Origin of the sequence: Devosia sp. 1635, from assembly GCF_013185955.1 — a bacterium.
In the GTDB taxonomy this organism is placed as follows: Bacteria; Pseudomonadota; Alphaproteobacteria; order Rhizobiales; family Devosiaceae; genus Devosia.
In genome coordinates, this window is record NZ_JABAOM010000002.1 from 1,087,862 (window position 1) to 1,105,008 (window position 17,147).

17 protein-coding genes and 2 pseudogenes are annotated in these 17,147 nt (G+C 60.9%); 7 read left to right on the forward strand and 12 right to left on the reverse strand.

The window, feature by feature from the left end; all coding sequences use genetic code 11:
• Positions 1–93 precede the first annotated feature (93 nt).
• Positions 94–383, reverse strand: a pseudogene (locus tag HRU92_RS20555) (3-carboxy-cis,cis-muconate cycloisomerase); the annotation flags it as partial.
• Positions 384–397: 14 nt separating this feature from the next.
• Between HRU92_RS20555 and HRU92_RS20560 the strand changes: the two are divergent.
• A pseudogene (locus HRU92_RS20560) lies at positions 398–579 on the forward strand (hypothetical protein); the annotation flags it as partial.
• A gap of 165 nt (positions 580–744) precedes the next feature.
• Here the strand turns inward: HRU92_RS20560 and HRU92_RS12020 are convergent.
• The 7 genes from HRU92_RS12020 to HRU92_RS12050 all read right to left on the reverse strand — a co-directional run bounded on the left by HRU92_RS12020 (position 745) and on the right by HRU92_RS12050 (position 7,597).
• Positions 745–1,722, reverse strand: a complete 978-nt coding sequence (locus HRU92_RS12020; RefSeq protein WP_173088201.1) for a tripartite tricarboxylate transporter substrate binding protein — start codon at positions 1,720–1,722, stop codon at positions 745–747.
• A gap of 101 nt (positions 1,723–1,823) precedes the next feature.
• Complete coding sequence (locus HRU92_RS12025; protein ID WP_172124617.1) at positions 1,824–2,456, reverse strand: nuclear transport factor 2 family protein; 633 nt, start codon at positions 2,454–2,456, stop codon at positions 1,824–1,826.
• Between the two features lie 37 nt (positions 2,457–2,493).
• Positions 2,494–3,999 (reverse strand): tripartite tricarboxylate transporter permease, encoded by a 1,506-nt coding sequence (locus HRU92_RS12030; protein WP_172124619.1) that lies wholly within the window; start codon positions 3,997–3,999, stop codon positions 2,494–2,496.
• A gap of 9 nt (positions 4,000–4,008) precedes the next feature.
• Positions 4,009–4,479, reverse strand: a complete 471-nt coding sequence (locus HRU92_RS12035) for a tripartite tricarboxylate transporter TctB family protein (RefSeq protein WP_172124621.1) — start codon at positions 4,477–4,479, stop codon at positions 4,009–4,011.
• Positions 4,480–4,515: 36 nt separating this feature from the next.
• Positions 4,516–5,940, reverse strand: a complete 1,425-nt coding sequence (locus HRU92_RS12040; protein ID WP_172124623.1) for an aldehyde dehydrogenase family protein — start codon at positions 5,938–5,940, stop codon at positions 4,516–4,518.
• Positions 5,941–6,045: 105 nt separating this feature from the next.
• Positions 6,046–6,807: an SDR family oxidoreductase gene (locus HRU92_RS12045; RefSeq protein ID WP_172124625.1), complete on the reverse strand. Its 762-nt coding sequence runs from the start codon at positions 6,805–6,807 to the stop codon at positions 6,046–6,048.
• A gap of 16 nt (positions 6,808–6,823) precedes the next feature.
• A complete protein-coding gene (locus tag HRU92_RS12050) occupies positions 6,824–7,597 on the reverse strand; it encodes an aldolase/citrate lyase family protein (protein ID WP_172124627.1) in 774 nt (257 codons plus the stop codon).
• A gap of 202 nt (positions 7,598–7,799) precedes the next feature.
• Between HRU92_RS12050 and HRU92_RS12055 the strand changes: the two genes are divergently transcribed.
• Positions 7,800–8,693: a 3-keto-5-aminohexanoate cleavage protein gene (locus HRU92_RS12055; protein ID WP_172124629.1), complete on the forward strand. Its 894-nt coding sequence runs from the start codon at positions 7,800–7,802 to the stop codon at positions 8,691–8,693.
• A 29-nt stretch (positions 8,694–8,722) separates the two neighbouring features.
• Positions 8,723–9,637 (forward strand): hypothetical protein, encoded by a 915-nt coding sequence (locus tag HRU92_RS12060; protein ID WP_172124631.1) that lies wholly within the window; start codon positions 8,723–8,725, stop codon positions 9,635–9,637.
• Positions 9,638–9,712: 75 nt separating this feature from the next.
• On the opposite strand, the gene HRU92_RS12065 is transcribed toward HRU92_RS12060, so the two are convergent.
• Positions 9,713–10,609 (reverse strand): DUF6282 family protein, encoded by an 897-nt coding sequence (locus HRU92_RS12065; protein WP_164854960.1) that lies wholly within the window; start codon positions 10,607–10,609, stop codon positions 9,713–9,715.
• Between the two features lie 160 nt (positions 10,610–10,769).
• Here HRU92_RS12065 and HRU92_RS12070 point away from each other — a divergent pair, with 160 nt between their 5' ends.
• Complete coding sequence (locus HRU92_RS12070; RefSeq protein ID WP_127754275.1) at positions 10,770–11,576, forward strand: helix-turn-helix domain-containing protein; 807 nt, start codon at positions 10,770–10,772, stop codon at positions 11,574–11,576.
• Between the two features lie 256 nt (positions 11,577–11,832).
• On the opposite strand, the gene HRU92_RS12075 is transcribed toward HRU92_RS12070, so the two are convergent.
• On the reverse strand, positions 11,833–12,642 hold the full coding sequence (locus HRU92_RS12075) for an SDR family NAD(P)-dependent oxidoreductase (RefSeq protein WP_173088203.1): 810 nt from the start codon (positions 12,640–12,642) through the stop codon (positions 11,833–11,835).
• A 47-nt stretch (positions 12,643–12,689) separates the two neighbouring features.
• Between HRU92_RS12075 and HRU92_RS12080 the strand changes: the two genes are divergently transcribed.
• Together HRU92_RS12080 and HRU92_RS12090 are read left to right on the forward strand one after the other, a co-directional pair.
• Entirely contained in the window at positions 12,690–13,067 is a 378-nt protein-coding gene (locus HRU92_RS12080) for a helix-turn-helix domain-containing protein (RefSeq protein ID WP_172124637.1), read from the forward strand.
• A gap of 558 nt (positions 13,068–13,625) precedes the next feature.
• On the forward strand, positions 13,626–14,873 hold the full coding sequence (locus HRU92_RS12090; protein ID WP_210259509.1) for an MFS transporter: 1,248 nt from the start codon (positions 13,626–13,628) through the stop codon (positions 14,871–14,873).
• A gap of 139 nt (positions 14,874–15,012) precedes the next feature.
• On the opposite strand, the gene HRU92_RS12095 is transcribed toward HRU92_RS12090, so the two are convergent.
• The gene (locus tag HRU92_RS12095) at positions 15,013–15,903 is read right to left on the reverse strand and encodes a LysR family transcriptional regulator (RefSeq protein WP_172124641.1); all 891 of its coding nucleotides are present in this window, start codon (positions 15,901–15,903) and stop codon (positions 15,013–15,015) included.
• 98 nt (positions 15,904–16,001) lie between these two features.
• Between HRU92_RS12095 and HRU92_RS12100 the strand changes: the two genes are divergently transcribed.
• Positions 16,002–16,370 carry a hypothetical protein gene (locus tag HRU92_RS12100; protein WP_172124643.1) on the forward strand — a complete coding sequence of 123 codons (369 nt, stop codon included), beginning with the start codon at positions 16,002–16,004 and terminating at the stop codon, positions 16,368–16,370.
• Between the two features lie 90 nt (positions 16,371–16,460).
• Here the strand turns inward: HRU92_RS12100 and HRU92_RS12105 are convergent, their stop codons facing one another.
• Positions 16,461–17,051: a TetR/AcrR family transcriptional regulator gene (locus HRU92_RS12105; protein WP_172124645.1), complete on the reverse strand. Its 591-nt coding sequence runs from the start codon at positions 17,049–17,051 to the stop codon at positions 16,461–16,463.
• Positions 17,052–17,147: the final 96 nt, after the last annotated feature.

The following is a 17,147-nucleotide window of genomic DNA, read 5'->3' on the forward strand; positions in this document are numbered from 1 at the left end:
TTTGGACGAACAGTCTCGCCCATGGAACACTGCTCCGCGATCCTTCCGCTGCCACGCACTGCCTATAGCCCCAGTTGACGCTCGATCGCCGCATTAGAGCAGTTCCAGTTGGTCCGGCAGCGCCACGCCTAGCCGCAGGCTCGCGCCGGTGTTGATCAGCATGGGCGGCAAGGTCAGCCACTCCAGCGTCCATGCCGCGCCTGAGCGTTCATATTCATGCACCATGGCCTGCTGCAGCGGTACCGGCAAGGCCCGCATTAGCGCGCGTGAGTGCGACGAGCACCTCGGCATTCACCGGGTTAGATTTGCGCCATTGCCGACGAGCTGCCGCCGCCTTGCAGCCGCACTGCCGCCTGCTCGTTTTGGGCCAGCAAGGCGACGTCAGCAGCGCGCTGCCAATAATCTTTATGACCGCATGCCGACGGGGAGTTCTTCCAGCTATATTCGCGCAATATCGGGGAAGGCTTCTTTTTAGAGATTGTGCAACGCCAGGCCAGCTATGCCGGCTACGGCGCTCTCAACGCCCCCTTCCGTATCGCCGCGCAGAAGCGAGCGCTGACAATGGTGGCTGGTGCTTGAGGAAGGCCGACCTTGGGAGCTGAAGGTACAGAACAACGAAATTGCTGAAGTGCAGGAATCGCCCCTGCATTCGAGAGCCCGCCAAGGTCAGCGGGTCGATACTCGTGGCGGGCATTACCGCCCCTGGGCGAGGGGCGGTAATAAACATGCGTTGAGAACGTGTCCTTAGGTCGGCTGCACGAGCCCGGCGTCGACGAGCGGCCGGATCGCCTCGATCTCACGGGCAACGGTTTCGCGCATTTCGTCCGGTGTGTTCAGGACAGGCGCCACGCCGAGCGAAACCAGCAGCGCCTGCGATTCCGCCAATTTGCTCCAGGTCTTGAGCGTATCGTTGATCTTGCTGATGATCTCGGCCGGCATGCCCTTGGGGCCAACAATACCAAACCATAGGGTTTGCTGATAACCGTCAAACCCCTGCTCGGCAACGGTTGGCACATCCGGCAGCTCGCCCATGCGCTGGGCCGAGGTGACCGCAAGGGCCTGCAGCTTGCCGGCCTTGATATGCGCAAGGTAGTTGGCCGGGGCGTCGGCGGAAAAATCTATGTGCCCGCCAAGCAGGTCGGCGGCCAAAGGCGGCGAGCCCTTGTAGGGGACGTGGTTGATTTCCACTCCCGCCTGTTGGCCAATGATGGCAGCACAAATGTGACCCTTGGTGCCGGCGCCGGGATTGCCGATATTGACCTGCCCCGGATTGGCTTTGGCATAGGCGATCAACTCCGGCAGCGTCTTGGCTGGGGCGTTCATGCTGGCAGTCAGCAGCGCCGGGCTTTCGGCAAAAACCGTAATGGGCTCAAAATCAGCTTCCGGGTCATAGGCAAGGTTGGTTTGCACCACCTTGTTCGCCGCCAGGGGTGCGCTGCCGCTTACCAGGATAGTGTAACCATCCGGCGCGGACCGCGCGAGCTTGCCACCGGCCAGCGCGCCAGCGGCACCAGCAATATTCTCAAGCACGAATTGCTGGCCGTATTCTTTGGTCAGGATATCGGCAACGAGGCGCGCAAGGAGGTCGCTGGTGCCGCCCGGCGGATAAGCTGAAAGAACTGTAACCGGCTTGCTGGGCCAGCTATCTTGCGCGAACGAAATTCCTGTTGAGGCCAATAGTCCTGCGGTACCGCCAAGGACGATAAATTCGCGTCTTTTCATGTTTCCCTCCTGCACGCCCTTTTCGATTGCTTGGGCTTGGCTGGAGCGATACTTAGCGCATAGCTACAGCAGCAGGTATTCAACAAGCCGCCCATTCCACCTCACGAAACAGGTCCCTCGCCTGCCAACCACTGCTCTTCGTTGGCATGAAAGTCCGCGAGTTCCTCCGGTCGGTCATCACCAAGCAGGTCCTGGTTGACCATCACGCCACGGCTGCGCTGGATATAGGTGAGAAACTTGTAGGAGGGCCGCATGGTGTCGAGCAAGGCGCGGTCGATCGGCAGCGGGTCAGACGCGAGCGTGGGCGCCATCACGTCACGCTCGAAAAAGACGTGGAAGCTAGCCAGCTTCCAGTCGCCGCTCTCGCATATAGCGCGGGAGAAGAACCGGCAGAATACCTGGAAGTCGACTTCCACCCCTTCGAGCTTGGCCCGGTTGAAGATCATGGCCGGGCTTTCGATTGTGGCGCGGTTCCCAATGATCTGAGCAAAAGCGGGAAACACCCAATGCTTGCTGTTGCCGGTGTTGCTCATCCACTTGCGCGTTGCCGCGACATAGGCGTCGCCCCCTCTGCCGTCATACCAGCTGGTGCGGACATAGGCGTCACGATGAAAGCACGCAGCCATCACATCGAACCGGCGCTGGTCGCGCGCAAAGCGTTCGCGGCGTACCAGGTCGAACAGCACCGCGCGGTTGAGATAGTCGCCCTCACCTTGGCCGACGTTGATTTGCATGACTGGTCCTCGTGTTTAGTGAACGGGCGGGTTGAGGTCAGTCTACTTCCTGGAGCCCATCCTGCCGCACCTTCCGGAAGGCGGGCAGGAGGATCGAGACCAGGAGGACCGCTGCGATCAGCAGGGTTGCGACACTGACAGGGCTCGTGACGAAAACCGTCGCGTCTCCGTGCGAGATCAGCAGCGCACGGCGCAGATATTCTTCCGCCATGGGACCCAGGATCAATGCCAAGATCAGAGGGGCTGGCTCGGCGCCAGCCTTCCGGAAGACGTATCCAAGCACGCCGAACAGGGCCATGAGGTAGACATCGAAAGCGCTGTTGCGGATGCTGTAGACGCCAATGGCGGTGAATACGCAGATCAGCGGGAACAGATATTTGTAGGGTACGGAGATCAGCTTGGCCCACATGCCGACAAGCGGCAGGTTGAGGATGAGCAGCAGCAGATTGCCAATCCACATCGACACGACCAGTCCCCAGAAAAGGGTGGGTTGCTCGGTCAGGATATTGGGGCCGGGCTGTACGCCCTGGACCACCAGCGCTCCTATCATCAGGGCCATGGTCGCGGTGCCTGGCAGGCCCAGCGTTAGCATGGGGATAAAGGCGGTCTGGGCGGCAGCATTGTTGGCAGCTTCGGGCGCAGCCACGCCCTCAATGGCGCCGTTGCCGAACTCTTGCGGATGCTTGGAGATTTTCTTTTCCAGCGCATAAGCTGAGAATGAAGATAGCAGCAGGCCAGCGCCCGGAAGGACCCCCAGCAGCACGCCGATGCCGGTACCGCGCATGATGGGCATTGTCATGCGCTTCCAGTCGTCCCGGGTGGGAAACAGCGAGCTCACCTTTGCGATGGTTGCAGCCCGTGTATCCTCATTTTCCAGATTAGCCAGGACGTCGCCCAGACCGAAGATGCCAGTGGCAATAATGACGAAGTTCAGCCCGTCCATCAGGTCCGGTGAGCCGAAGGTATAGCGCGCGGCCCCTGAATTAACGTCGGTGCCGATGAGGCCCAGCAGCATGCCCAGCAGCACCATGCCAAACCCTGTGAGCAAAGAGCCAGATGTCAGTACCATCGAGGTAACGAGACCGAGTACGATCAGCGAGAAATATTCGGTGGGACCAAAGCTGAGAGCCATGCCGGCAAGAATGGGTGCGGCGATGACGATGAAAAGGGTGCCGACCGTCCCGGCAAAAAAACTTCCGATGGCGGCTGCGGCGAGCGCCCGACCCGCCTTGCCCTGCTTGGCCATCTGGTGGCCATCGAGCGTGGTCACCACCGAGGAGGCCTCGCCGGGCAGGTTCATCAGGATCGCGGTGGTGGAGCCACCATATTGTGAGCCGTAAAAGATGCCCGCCAGCATGATCAGGGCGGTGTCGACCGGTAGCCCGAAGGTGAAGGGCAGGAGCATGGAAATGGTGGCAATAGGACCGAGGCCCGGCAACACGCCGACGGCGGTGCCCAGCAGCACGCCCGCAAAGCAATATGCGAAATTTGTAAACGTGCTGGCAGTTTGTAGGCCGAGCAGCAGCCCGCTGAAGATGTCCATGTCGACCTCTTAGATACTGGGAGCGCCCAGAGCCTGCAGCCAAGTCCCGACCAGCGGGATGGGCAGACCCAACAGCGAAACGAACAGGACGCCGCAGACAACCGAAAAGGCTGCGGCTCCACCAACGGCCTTCCAGTTCAGTTCGAACCGAATGCTGGCCATGCCAGCTCCAAGGCACAGCAGGAGCACCGCAAGAGGCAATCCCAACTTGTCGAGCAGGAAGCCGAACACGCAGATCGCACCCGAGACAATGGCAATAGGCAACCAGCGCGTCAGTCCGATTGCCCCGGAGGTACCAAGGCGGGCTCGCGCCAAGATGGCAAATCCGGTCAGAGTCAGCAGAGCTGAGATGACGACCGGGAAAAAACCTGGGCCCATTCGGCCCGGCGTGCCCAGCGGATAACCGAGCGCCATTAGCAGGGCGATGATGCCGATGGCGGTGAAAAGTCCGCCCTGAACAACATCTTGCGTAATCTTCACGTGCACACTCCTGAAGCTGATGCTGGTGTTCGGGCGCTAGCCTGGATAGCCCAGCACAGCCTTGACTTCGAGATACTCACGGAAGCCGTAGACCCCGAACTCGCGGCCATTTCCGGACTGTTTGTAGCCGCCGAACGGCAGACTGCGATCGAATGGTGCGCCATTTAGATAAACGCGCCCTGCCCTGATGCGCTTGGCCAGTTTGAGCGCGCGCTCAGGGTCGCTGGACTGGATGAAGCCTGCCAGACCAAAGGGCGTGTCATTGGCGATCTCGATCGCCTCCTCTTCGGTTTCGTAATTGAGGATTGAAAGAACCGGGCCGAAGATCTCTTCGCGGGCTATGGTCATCTGCCTGGTGACATCGCCGAACACCGTCGGGCAAACGTAGTAGCCCCGGTTCATCTCGGCTGGACGGCCAGTCCCGCCGGCGACCAGGGTGGCGCCCTCGTCGATGCCGCTCTGGATAAGCTTTTGCACCTTGTCGAACTGGCTCTGGCTGACCAGCGGTCCCAGAGTGGTCTCCGGCAGGAGCGGGTCGCCGAGGCGGATCGAGGCTACGGCGGTTCTTGCCGCATCGAAGGCGGCGTCGCGCTGCGAGACGTGGACAAGCATGCGGGTTGGAGACTGGCAGTTCTGGCCAGCATTAGTGTAGCAAGCGTGGACGCCCGCGATCACCGAGGCGCGAATATCAGCATCGCGCAGGATGATGTTGGCGGACTTGCCACCCAATTCCTGTGCCACCCGCTTAACAGTTGGGGCCGCCAGCATGGCCACGCGAATGCCGGCATTGGTCGAGCCGGTGAAAGAAACGAGGTCGATCTCGGGGTGTGAGGCAAGCGCCTCCCCCACCGTGGGCCCGTCGCCATTGACCAGATTGAACACGCCGGGCGGCAGACCTGAATCATGGATGATCTCGGCAAGGATCATCGCGCTGAGCGGAGCGATTTCGCTCGGCTTCAGCACCACGGTGCAGCCGGTCGCAATGGCCGGCGCAACCTTGGAGGCCACCTGGTTGAGCGGCCAGTTCCATGGCGTTATCAGCCCACACACGCCGATGGGCTCGTGGCGCACGATGCCGGGGCCCATGCGTTCCTCGAAAGCAAAGTCGGCGAGCACACGGGCGGCTTCCTCGAAGTGGAACAGCGCGACGGTGGCCTGGCGTTCGGTGGAAAAGGTGATCGGCGAACCCATTTCCAACGTCATGGTCCGCGCCAGTTCGGGCAGCCGCGCGCGGAAGCCCGAGATAATGCCGCCAAGCCAGATCAAGCGCTGCTCGACGCTGGTCTCAGAGTAGGATGCGAAAGCGCGACGGGCCGCGCTCGCGGCGCGATCCACATCGGCAGACGAGCCCAGGCTGATCCGGCCGATGGTTTCCTCCGTCGCCGGATTGACTACGCCCAAAGTCGTGGCGCCGACGGGCTCGACCCACTGGCCATCGATATAGAAGTTCAGCTTATCCATGCCTGCCACCTAAGCCCGTAAGGCCGATCGCTTTCATCACTAGTGCATCATCCTCTGGTCGCAAGGCACCGGCAGCAGGCGTTCCGCCTGGCGAGGCGAACTGTCTCAGAGGTGCCGGCCCTCATCCACCGGCACGACGATGCCGGTGGAGCTGGTCAAATTGACGATACAGGCCACCACGGCGCGAGCCACATCGTCAGGTGTGGTGACATGGCCAAGCGGCAGCCGTTCGGCGGTCTTTTCCAGCTGCTCGCGCGTGCGTCCCGGCACAAAGCCCGTATCGACGCCAGCGGGCGAGACCGAAAACACCCGGACCTTGGGTGCCAGCACCTTGGCCAAAGCGATGGTGAGCGCATCGACACCCGCCTTGGCCGCTACATAGGCCAGGCTGCTGCCGATTCCCGTTTTTGCGGCAATTGACGAGACATTGACGATCGCTGCGCCGGTGCCGCGCTCCAGCAGGGGGCGAAAGGTTCGCATGACTGCAAATGGCCCCCGCAGATTGATCAGAACCGTTTGATCAAAGATGTCGTCGCTCAGAGCGGCGAGGTCGGCCACTGGCACAGGTGTCGTGGATCCACCTGAGTTGACCAGCGCGTCGAGGCTGCCGAAGCGTTGCTCGATGGCAGCGGCCGCCTCGGCGATGGTCCCGCCATCCTCCATGGAGATCCGCATGGCAAGGTGGCCGCTGCCCTTTAAACCAGCAACAACTTCATTGGCAGTTTCAGCGTGGCTGTTGTAGCCAACGACAACGGTTGACCCTAAGGCGGCAAGTCGCGCGGCGGTCGCCCGGCCGATGCCACTGCTGCCGCCAGTCACCAAAACGGTGCGTGGGACGGCGAGCGGCGGAACATCAAATAAATCCATGCCAGATCTCCGATTCTTACGCAGAGAAATCCTTGAGCGCCGCCGTGGCGGCGTTGCGGATGAAGCCGTGATCGCTTGAGAGCACGATGGCTGTGGCGCCCAGGGCGGTGACGAACTCCATATCCGGCTTGGTCGTCGGCAGCATCATGAGGGGGGTATTGGCGTCCTTGGCGGCATCAGCCACACGGCGGGCAATGTCCGCGACATTGAGCGCGGCCTCGGGGTTGTCACGGAACGAGGCCGTCAGGTCGCCCCGCCCGACAAAGAGGGCGTCGATGCCCTCAAGTTTAGCGATGTCGCCGGCCTGATCAATGGCGTCCTGATCCTCGATCATGGGGATCACGGCGATCTGACTATCCTGCAATTCCATATGCTGGACTGAACCCACGCTGCCCCAGTTGCTCGCCCGCGACAGCCCGACAAAACCTCGGCTGCCAGGAGTGTAGTGGGCAGCGCGAGCGATTGCCCGAGCTTTTTCGACGGAAGCAACATGGGGGACCATGATGCCCATCGCCCCAGAGTCGAGACAAGACAGAACATTGGCTTCGGTAAATTCAGGAATTCGAACGATCGGCGCGAGGTTTGCGGCGCGGGCAGCGAAAATCATCAGGTCGGTGATCGAGCGATCCAGCGGCGCATGCTCCTGATCGATGATGATGAAGTCGTAGCCAATCTGCCCCAGCATTTCGATGACTTGGGTAGTTGGCAGCTTAACGAAGGTGCCAAAGAGACGCTCGCGCGCCAAAAGACGGGCACGAAAGGTGGAGAAGTGGGGGCGCTGCTCAGACATGGATCGTTCCCTTTTGCGCACCTTCTATACGTAGACGGCAGCAGCCCGAGACGTTGAACCGGCGCCATTTCCCTGTGCGAAATGGCCTCGACACGGCGTTTCCTTGAGCGAAACGGTGCCGGAATCCGGTTGCTGGTGGCAGACAGCAAGTGGGACTTAGCCCTCACCAAGCCGCCTATGCGGCCGTTCGAAGGACCTGACCGTGGCCGATCCCACCATCCTCACCTGCGCGGTGACGGGCAATATCACGACCTTGGCGCAAACGCCTTATCTGCCCGTAACGCCCGAGCAGATCGCCAATGCTGGGCTTGAGGCTCTCCGAGCAGGCGCTGCAATCATCCATGTGCATGTGCGCCATGACGATGGGCGTCCTAGCATGGAACTCAAACATTACCGCGAAGTGGTCGAGCGCCTTCGCGCGGCCGACGAAGATGTGGTCATCAACCTGACTACCGGGCCGGGGCAGCGGTTCATTCCAAGCGAGGAAAATCCCAGCATTGCCGCACCCGGCACAACGCTGATGCGGCCTGAACCACGCGTGTCGCATGTGGAAGTGCTTCGCCCCGAACTCTGCAGCCTCGATTTCAATACGATGTATTCGGGCACGTCGGTGGTTATCAATACGCCGACAAACCTTTCCATCATGGCTGAGCGCATTCAGGCGGCAGGCGTACGTCCCGAAGTCGAGGTGTTCGACGGCGGCGACATTCAACTGCTCAACGACATGGTGCGTCAGGGCAAGCTGGAGACGCCGGTATTCTGTCAGATCGTGCTGGGGGTACGCTACGGCGCCGTCGCCACGCCAGAAACGATGGCTTATCTCAAGAGCCTGCTGCCGGCGGGCTCGAACTGGGGTGGGTGCGGCATTGGCCGCTATGAATTTCCGATGCTGGCCCAAGCCTGGCTGCTGGGCGGCCACATCCGGGTCGGGCTCGAGGACAACATTTTCCTTGAAAAGGGCGTGCTAGCCCAAAGCAACACGCAACTGGTTGAGAAAGCGGTTCGGCTCGTGCGGGAGTTGGGCGGCCAAGTGGCTACGCCTGGCGAGGCACGGGAAATCCTCGGGCTCAAGAAGCAGGCGCCGCTTTCCGAATAGCCTGCACAATAATCTTAGGGACAACTGACATGTATAATTCCAGCGATCCGCGATCCACCCTGTCCGGCGATAAGCCGAAACCCGAAGCGAGCTGGGTGCACAACTCGTTCTTCGGCTCGCAACTCGCGCTGTTCTATGGCACCCCGCCCCAGATCAAGGACGCTAGTGGCGAGACCTGGATCAGCCGGGGGCAGAACTTCGTCGTCGCCTACAGCAAGGCCTTGGAAGGCGGCGCGTTCGAGCGTACCGCGCAGGCCGACGAATACGCTGTTGTCATCCCCGATGCAGAAACGCGGGTCGAGATCACAACCGAAGCTGGCACCGAGCTGGTACCAGGATATTCGGTAGTATTCGTGCCCCCCGGCAAGAGCACTATTCGCATGCTAACGCCGGGTACAATCGTGCGGCTGCTGACGCCGAAATCGGCGGATATGGCCAATGCCGCTTCAAATGCCGACGCCTTCGCTGACCCGCACCCCAATGTGCCGCCGTTCCAGGCCTGGCCCGAGCCTGCTGATGGGTTGAAACTGCGGTGGTACACGCTGGACGTGCCTGAGGATCCGTCGCGCTTTGGCCGCATCTTCCGCTGCACCACCTTCATGGTGAACTTCCTCACCCCCCGCGTTGGTCCGCGGGCGCGCGACAACGTCTCGCCGCACCACCACGACGATTTCGAGCAGTGCTCGCTGGCGCTCAGTGGCGCCTTTACACACCATCTGCGCTGGCCCTGGACCACGAACATGAATGTATGGCGTGAGGACGAGCACCTTTATTGCGAGTCCCCCTCGATCTGCGTGATCCCGCCGCCTTCGATCCATACCACGACAGCCGAAGGGCCGGAGGTGAACCAACTTGTGGACATTTTCGCGCCGCCGCGGCTGGATTTCTCGCTCAAGCCCGGCTGGGTGCTAAATGCAGACGACTACCCGCTGCCCAACGGATAGCGAGGGCCGAGCCGTAGACACGAAAAGCCGGGGCATGAGCACCCCGGCTTCTTCTATTAGGTATTGGCTCCCGCCTCAGGTCGCCAGGCCCACGAGGCGCGCAGGATTGTGGGTAACCATGGTGCGAACATCGGCCTCGCTGTAGCCCAGCGCCAGGCAGAGCTTGATTGCCTGTCGCATGCCTTCGACCGGGGTGGGATTGTCCACCTGGCCAAGGTCAGATCCGATCGACGAATTGGCGACACCCGCCGCATCAATGTGATCCTTGAGTTCCTGGGGGGAATAAACATTGAAGCGCGAGTCGACATACATGGCGGCGGACTGCTCTACGATCACGCCAAGATTGGCGAAGTCGCGCACGTCTTCAGGGGTGAAGTGTAATCCGTACATCGGATGGTTGATCAACAGGCGCTTGACGCCACGGCTGCGTGCCTCGTCAAACAGCTTCCAAATTTCCCAAACATGCAGGTGGCCTGACGACAGGATAACGTCGAACTCGGCGATCTGATCAAGGATTTGCTTAACAACGTCGAGGACATTGCCCAGCTCATCGACGACCGTCAAAGCCGGCGAATTCATCAGTTGCACATTGGAGACGAGCCGCGACTTGCGGTGCGAACTGCGGATGTGGTTGGCGGACTGCGCTGTGGGCATCCAGATCAGCTTGGCGCCCATCTTGAGTTGGGCGTCGACCACATAGGGGTTCAGACCGCCCGTGGAGTTGTTGAGCACGAGCCCGCTGAACATGGAGAATTCGTCGTTATCGATCAGCCGCTCCATCAGCGGGATGAACGGGGCGGAAGAATAGTGATGATCCTTGAACAGCACGGCCCGCATACCAGCGGCTATGGCCTCTTCGGCGGCCTGCATATGGTCAAGCTGGCGCGGCATGGTCGAGGGGCCGGAATGCACATGCAGGTCCAATGCACCCCGCAGCAGACCCGCCGCGACGTCTTCATCGACGCCGGCCATAAGCTCCCGCGCCTGTTCCCGATTTTGTGCACTCGTGCCCATAAAACTCTCCCGCCTGATACCCAGTCGGCATAGAGGTTGACGCCGGCGCGGCTCAACCTATAGTCCCCCCTGTTTCGTGCTGCGGAACAACAATGCGCCATGGAATAAGGGGCAAACGGTGGGCATACGCTCGATCGAACGGTGTCTAAATGTGCTGCTGGAACTCAACCGGCAACCTATAAACACGATCGCGCAATTGCATGCCCGCACAGGACTGCCCAAGCCCACGCTCGTTCGTATCCTCAAGACCCTGGAAGAGGCGGGCTATGTGGAGAACGATACGCGACAAGGCGGCTATCAGGTGAGCGGGCTGGTGACCTCGCTTAGTTCGGGCTACCATAAGAGCCCGCTCGTAGTTGAAGCCGGCCGTGCCTGGGCGCTGGCCATTACCCGCAAGCACAAGTGGCCCATAGCCATCGCCCTGCCAGACTATACCAGCATGGTTGTGCGCTTCAGCACGGTGCCCGACAGCCCGGTGTCGCCATTCCATAGCACGGTCAACCGACGCCTGCAGATGCTGACACGAGGCTTGGGCTTGGCCTATGTCGCGTTTATCGAGAGCGAAGAGTTTGCGCTTATCCTTGACGCGCTGACCAAGTCGGAAGATCCCGAGGATGGCCTCAGCCATCATCCACAGGAGGTCCACCGTTTGCTGGCACAGGTGCGCAAGGCGGGCTACGCGACGCGCGCCTCATTTGTCGAGCCGCGCAATTCGAACACCATTGCCGTGCCGATCATTAGCCTTGAGGGACGCGTGCTGGCGAGCCTGGGGCTGACCTATTTCAAATCCGCCTTCACATCTGAACTGGAGGCCTGCGAGCGCTTTGTTCCAATCCTCCAGTCAGCAGCCGTCGCCATCGCGGATGACCTTGGCCGCCTTTCCAACAAAATGGCGGTGGACGTGTCCGAATTCGGCGCGATCTGAAGGCGCTCGCCAGACCTCGCTTCGAAAGCGGCGCGATAATTTGCGCCATGGCGCGGCCGTACTGGAGCCCGTTGTCGAAACTACCCGGGGGTAAGCACTCTGCGGGGGACAACGTCCACCCGCTCGCTTGGCCCAAGGACGCCAGGCGACCGCCATTCGCCGGCTGCCCGCCTGCAACTAGGATGCGCCTAACCGGTCAAGTCACCGACATGAATGCTGACGTGGTCGAAAATGCTCATTGATCGTTCCGCATCACTTAAGTGGTCGGCAACATGCCGCCATCCAATCGCAGGTTCGACCCAGTGATATAGCCGGCTCTAGGGCTGACCAGGAAGGCGATGGCGTCCGCAATTTCCTCCAATGTTCCAACGCGGCCGAGTGGGACTTGCGCAAACATGGGCAACACGGTCTGTTCAACCTGCTCCCAAGCCGCGCCCGCGGGAATACCGTTGGCAATGCCAACAGTTCGGAAACCGGTCTCGAGGCTGGTGCTGCGAATAGTGCCAGGCGACACGGTGTTCACGGTAATGCCGTCGAGCGCCACCGCCTTTGCCAATGACGCCGTCATCGCGACCATGGCGGCTTTCGCCGCCGAATAGTCCGGCCGCGTCGCGGGCGGCATCATGCCAGCCAAGCTCGCGATGTTGATGACCCGCCCCCACTTGGCCGCCCGCATATGCGGCAGCAACAAAGCCGTTACCCTGACCGCGGCCACCACGTTGCGATCAAAAGCGGAAGCCCAGGTGGCCGCCCGCGTATTAGTCCAGTCCTCGGTGCCGCCGGAGCCACCGGCATTATTGACCACGATGTTGATCGGGCCAGCAAGGTCCCGTGCTTCGGTAACGAGGCGCTGCACGTCTCCATCAAGTGTCAGGTCCCCGACCACCGCATGGGCGCGCCCGCCATCGGCCACGATCTCTTTTGCAACCTGCTCGGTTTTGCCACGATCGCGACCATGGACAATGACGGTCGCCTTCTCGCGAGCGAGCCCACGCGCAATCGCCTCGCCGATCCCTTTGCTGCTCCCGGTAACGAGTGCGACTTTGCCGTCCAGTTTCAAATCCATGCCGTAGCGCCTATCGTAAAGTTCGTTTTGCATAGATAGACCCGCCCATGACCCAGACAATTACGCACTTAAAAGTGCCTGCACCCAATCCGGATCGGTCTGCTTGCCTCGGGCCAGAGGGATCGGCGGCCCATGTCACGAGAGTGTTGGTCATGGTCAGCGGTCGCTGGAAACTTCCGATCCTGTTCCGTCTTGTCGAGCGACCGACACTGCGAAACTCAGAACTCAGACGGGACATGCCGGAGGTTTCCCAGAAGATGCTGACGCAGCATCTGCGGGAGTTGGAGAATGACGGGTTGGTGATCCGACAAGATTTTGGCGAGCAACCACCGCGCGTCGAGTACAGCCTCAGCGATGCCGGCCGCGGTTTGATCCCGGTGCTGGCAGCCGCAAAGCGGTTCTCGGAAAGCCACCCAGGCGGTTAGGTCCGGAGCCCGAAGCCGACGTGCCAAGACATCAATGGTCCTGTCGGTCAGCCGCTGTCTGTTGGCGCGGTCGGAGCGTCAAGGTCCCGGGGCGATGAGAGTGCGGATCAGCCCGGGCGCAATGGCGTTCACATTGGTGCGCAAGTCGGCGACTTCTAATGCCACGCTGCGGGTGAAGGTGAGCAGGCCCCCTTTGCAGCGCCATGGAATGAAGCCCCGGGGTCCGGATCGCCTCATGCACGCAGGTGATGTTGATGATCTTGCCGGCTCCCTCCGCGTCGCGGCGGCGCCTAGTGAACTCTCGGCTAAAATGGAACGCACCTTTCCAACTGAAGTACTTTGCCGTTGCAGATAGATAGCGAAGTGAATACGTAAGCCGTGTCGGAAAAGGCATGACTTGGTGTGGTTGGCCCAAGTCCTTTCGGAAACGGAAGCTCTGCCCTTGCCTAGCGCATGAGGTCCCACGACGAACATCTGCCGCCGTTACAGGCGCCGACTGTTCGTCCGTGTGGTTCGCAACCGACGAGCTGCTCCGGTCGAACGACACAGGAGCAATTCATGCACGATCCACAGCCGACTCCTTCGCTGTTTACCCGTTTGACTGGTCGCACCGGCGTTATTGCGATCTCGGTCTTCCTCAACTTTGCCGGTTTTACGCTCATCATCCCGGTGCTGCCGTTCTCAGTCGCGCGCTACGTCTCCGCCGCGGAAGTAGCGTTTTGGGTGTCGCTGATCATAGCCGTCTACGCGCTTTGCTCCTTCGTCGCGGCGCCAGTGCTCGGGGCGATGAGCGACCGCTTCGGCCGACGCCCGATCCTGCTACTATCCCTGTGCGGGTCGGCGCTGAGCTTTGCCGTGTTCGGCATCGGGGGGGCCCTCTGGGTCCTTGTGCTGGGCCGCATCATCGAGGGCGTTACGGCGGGCAGCATTTCGGCAATGTACGCGTATGTCGCCGATACCCATGCTCCCGAAGAGCGCGGACCGGCCTTCGGTTTGCTTGGTGCAGCCGGTGGCTTAGGTTTCATGCTTGGGCCGGTCCTCGGGGGCCTGCTCGGGCAAATATCGCTTTCCGCTCCGCTCTATGGGGCCGCGGGGCTGGCAGTGCTCAATGCAGTTCTGGTCCAGCTTTATATGCCAGAAAGCCATCCTTCCGAGAGTCGCAGCGCGGGCCTTCATTGGGGTCAGTTCAACGTTTTCGGGCAACTGGCGGGAGCACTTCGTAACCGGCGTCTGCGGCTGCTCTTTGGTGTGGTGTTCTGCTTTGCTTTCGGCAGCACGGTCCTCCAGTCGAATTTGGCGGTGCTGCTCAAGGAACTGCTGGCTTTCGGCCCTGCAACTGTTGGGTTGGTGCTGGCGGGTATTGGTGTGATGGACATCGTCAGTCAAGGGCTTGTCGCACCCCGATTACTGCCACGCTTCGGCGAACGGCGCGTGGCCATCGCTGGGCTTATCATTAACGGGGCCGGACTCGTTATGCTGTCACTTCTTGCCATTTTTCCCACGTTGCTGCTGCTGATCTGCGGGATGGCGATGTTCACGTTCGGTGACGGGTTATTTCAGCCATCTGTCAGCGCGCTAATCTCCGACGCTGCCCCAGCTGGACGGCAGGGGGAGGTGCAGGGAGCAAACCAGTCCCAGCAATCAATTGCTCGTATGTTCGGCCCGCTTGCCAGTGCATGGCTCTACGGGCTCTTCGCCGGTGCTCCGTATGCCGCGGCAGCAGCTTTTGTGCTCTTGGCTGCCAGCACACTTTACGCGCGCTCGACTAGCACCCCGCTTAACTCGGCATCCGTTCGCAACGCTTGAGCCAATGAAGCCAGCAGCTGTTCCGGCACTATGCGCCGATCGGCGGCAGCTTTCGGGCTACGGCATTTGGTTTGGAAAGACCGAAAGGGGTCGTGATCGGCCGGTCGGTCGACTGCGGAGGCATCGCCCGCCCGCGTGCCTATGGTGCCTTCATGGCATCGATAAAGGCGCGGAGGGCTGGAGGTTGGTTGAGCCGGCCAGCATAGTACAAATGATTGGGCGGCACGTGGTAGTGCCAGTCCTCCAGCACCCGAACCAGCTCTCCCGAGGCTAGATAAGGCGCAACATGTCGCTGCAGCACGATGGTAACGCCCACGCCTTCGCGGGCGCAGGCGAGCAGCAAATCATTGTCGCTCGTCACGAACGTGCCGGGAGCGTCTAAAGCCAGCGTCTGGCCATCGCGCTCAAAGGTCCAGCGGTGGATGAAGCGGGCCGAAGGGTAGCGAAAGTTGAGGCAGTTGTGCCCTGTTAAATCCTGAGGGTGCTGCGGCGTCCCGAATCGGGCGATATAGGACGGCGCGGCGACCACATAGAGCGTATCACCTTCATCAAGCCGAATGGACACCATGTCCTTTTCCAGCGAGGGCGCTCGCCTGATACCAGCATCGAACCCTGCGGCCACGATGTCCACCAAGCCATCATCGATCACCAGCTCCACGACGATTTCGGGGTAATCGGTCGAGAAGCGGCGCAGCTTGGGCAGCACCAGCTCAAACGCTGCTGAGCGATGCGTTGTAACCCTGACCCGCCCGGAGGGGCGGCCGCGATCAGCGTCAAGATCGGCGATGGCCAGATCGATTTCAGCGATGGCGGGCCGCAAGCGGGCGAGAAGACGTTCGCCGGCCTCGGTCGGCGCAACGCTGCGAGTGGTGCGATTGAGCAGGCGCACGCCCAGTCGGTTCTCCAATGCCTTGACCCGGTGGCTCAATGCGGATGCGGAAACACCTAGCAGAGGGGCAGCCCGGCTAAAGCCGCCCGCCTCCACTATTGCGGCCAGAACAGCCATGTCGCCCCAGGTGTCACGATCCATTGCTGAGCTCCATTCACAAGCCTTGCAAGTTCTTCCCAGCTAGTCCTCAGGGATCACAGGATACATCTTTGGTCCTGTCAACACGAAAGGACACTTCCATGTTTCTGAAAACCAGCTTTGTCGCCCTTGCCCTGTTCGCCGCTTCTCCCGTTGCTATGGCAGCAGAAAGCTTGGTGTCGGATCGCGAGATCAACGGTCATTCGATCAGCGAGATCGAGGCAAATCTTAAAGCCAAAGGCATCGACGTCACGGGCATCGAGAAATGGGGTGACGCCTTGCGTGCTCACGCCCAGAGCGCAAGTGGCGAGGTCTACTGGCTATTCGTCGATCAGCATACATTTCGGACGCTCGAGGCCGCCCCTGCAGTAGCCACCAGCCTTGACGTAGGCACGACCTCGGGCGCCGTCCGCACCGCGCCTTCCTCATCTCAGGCGCCACTCTCACTTTCTCAGAACAGTGACGAGTAACCGACCTGACTCGAGGCTGTCACCAGCCTCGAGTCCCATTGGCTTGTGCCGGGAAGATCCCCCGGGCAAAGGTCCAATCGAGCTTCCAACCTATGCAAACTTGGCGGGCCAGGCGGAAAGTGCCTGCTCGGCCACCGCTTCCAGCATCGCGCGATTAAAGCCGGCTTTGGCCTGCAAGGCCATGCCGTGCAGGACTGCCATCAGGAAAGCCGCGAGGGCCGCGGGCTTGGCAGTCGGGGGCAAGTCACCCTCGGCTACTGCCCGCTCGAAGCGCTCGCGGAACTGGATTTCGCCTGCAGCACGCACATCGATCAGCGCCTGTCGGATCGGCTCGGCATCATCCGATGCAGCCACAGCCCCATTGATGTTCAAACAGCCCGTGTGCCCGGGATAGCGGGTGTTCAGGTCGGCTGAGCTGAACAGCATATGGGCAGCGACATCCCGTGCTGTCGGCAGAGCGAGAGCTTCGGGAATGAATGTCAGGTAGTGCTCGTTGTAGCGCGCCAGGGCCAGGCGAAACAGCGCTTCCTTATTGCCAAAGGCGGAGTAAAGCGCGGGCCTTTCCACGCCAGCGGCCTTGGTGAGGTCGGCATAGGAAGCCCCCTCATAGCCCTTGTCCCAAAACACCCCCAGCGCCGCATCAAGTACTTTATCGGGGTCAAACTCGCGATGACGTCCCATCAGCTCAACTCAACACATTCCATAACGGCTATTATTAAACCGCTTGACACGCTACGTCAAGATTTCGTAATCGTCATTACCGTAACGGACATTATG